This is a genomic window from Streptomyces sp. NPDC004561, assembly GCF_053602155.1.
In genome coordinates this window covers 3,265-5,131 of the sequence record NZ_JBSGDB010000573.1, presented here as the reverse complement: position 1 = coordinate 5,131, position 1,867 = coordinate 3,265, and the positions used below count along the sequence as shown (strand labels likewise).

The 1,867-nt window shown below is 56.9% G+C and carries 1 rRNA gene (cut by a window edge); it reads right to left on the bottom strand.

The window, feature by feature from the left end:
- Window positions 1–21: 21 nt before the first annotated feature.
- Window positions 22–1,867: ribosomal RNA gene (locus ACWEN3_RS41020) — 23S ribosomal RNA — on the bottom strand; it runs 1,375 nt beyond the window's last position.

The window sequence follows — 1,867 nt, the reverse complement described above, 5'->3', positions numbered from 1 at the left end:
ACACAGTGGACGCGAGCAACTGAGGACAAGCCCTCGGCCTATTAGTACCGGTCACCTCCACCAGTTACCTGGCTTCCAGATCCGGCCTATCAACCCAGTCGTCTACTGGGAGCCTTACCCCATCAAGTGGGTGGGAGTCCTCATCTCGAAGCAGGCTTCCCGCTTAGATGCTTTCAGCGGTTATCCCTCCCGAACGTAGCCAACCAGCCATGCCCTTGGCAGAACAACTGGCACACCAGAGGTTCGTCCGTCCCGGTCCTCTCGTACTAGGGACAGCCCTTCTCAAGACTCCTACGCGCACAGCGGATAGGGACCGAACTGTCTCACGACGTTCTAAACCCAGCTCGCGTACCGCTTTAATGGGCGAACAGCCCAACCCTTGGGACCGACTCCAGCCCCAGGATGCGACGAGCCGACATCGAGGTGCCAAACCATCCCGTCGATATGGACTCTTGGGGAAGATCAGCCTGTTATCCCCGGGGTACCTTTTATCCGTTGAGCGACGGCGCTTCCACAAGCCACCGCCGGATCACTAGTCCCGACTTTCGTCCCTGCTCGACCCGTCGGTCTCACAGTCAAGCTCCCTTGTGCACTTACACTCAACACCTGATTGCCAACCAGGCTGAGGGAACCTTTGGGCGCCTCCGTTACCCTTTAGGAGGCAACCGCCCCAGTTAAACTACCCATCAGACACTGTCCCTGATCCGGATCACGGACCCAGGTTAGACATCCAGCACGACCAGACTGGTATTTCAACGACGACTCCACAACCACTGGCGTGGCCGCTTCAAAGTCTCCCAGCTATCCTACACAAGCCGAACCGAACACCAATATCAAACTGTAGTAAAGGTCCCGGGGTCTTTCCGTCCTGCTGCGCGAAACGAGCATCTTTACTCGTAGTGCAATTTCACCGGGCCTATGGTTGAGACAGTCGAGAAGTCGTTACGCCATTCGTGCAGGTCGGAACTTACCCGACAAGGAATTTCGCTACCTTAGGATGGTTATAGTTACCACCGCCGTTTACTGGCGCTTAAGTTCTCAGCTTCGCCTGGACGAATCCAAGCTAACCGGTCCCCTTAACGTTCCAGCACCGGGCAGGCGTCAGTCCGTATACATCGCCTTACGGCTTCGCACGGACCTGTGTTTTTAGTAAACAGTCGCTTCTCGCTGGTCTCTGCGGCCACCCCCAGCTCGAGGAGCAAGTCCTCTCACCAGAGCTGGCCCCCCTTCTCCCGAAGTTACGGGGGCATTTTGCCGAGTTCCTTAACCATAGTTCACCCGAACGCCTCGGTATTCTCTACCTGACCACCTGAGTCGGTTTAGGGTACGGGCCGCCATGAAACTCGCTAGAGGCTTTTCTCGACAGCATAGGATCATCCACTTCACCACAATCGGCTCGGCATCAGGTCTCAGCCGAATGCAAGGCGGATTTACCTACCTTGCGGCCTACACCCTTACCCCGGGACAACCACCGCCCGGGATGGACTACCTTCCTGCGTCACCCCATCACTCACCTACTAACCGCTTGGTTCGGCGGCTCCACCACTCCCCTCAACTCCGAAGAGATCAGGGCGGCTTCACGGCCTTAGCATCACGATGCTCGATGTTTGACGCTTCACAGCGGGTACCGGAATATCAACCGGTTATCCATCGACTACGCCTGTCGGCCTCGCCTTAGGTCCCGACTTACCCTGGGCAGATCAGCTTGACCCAGGAACCCTTAGTCAATCGGCGCAAACGTTTCTCACGTTTGTATCGCTACTCATGCCTGCATTCTCACTCGTCAACCGTCCACAACTACCTTCCGGTGCTGCTTCACCCGGCAGACGACGCTCCCCTACCCATCACAGCACCCGTTGGGGCTAAT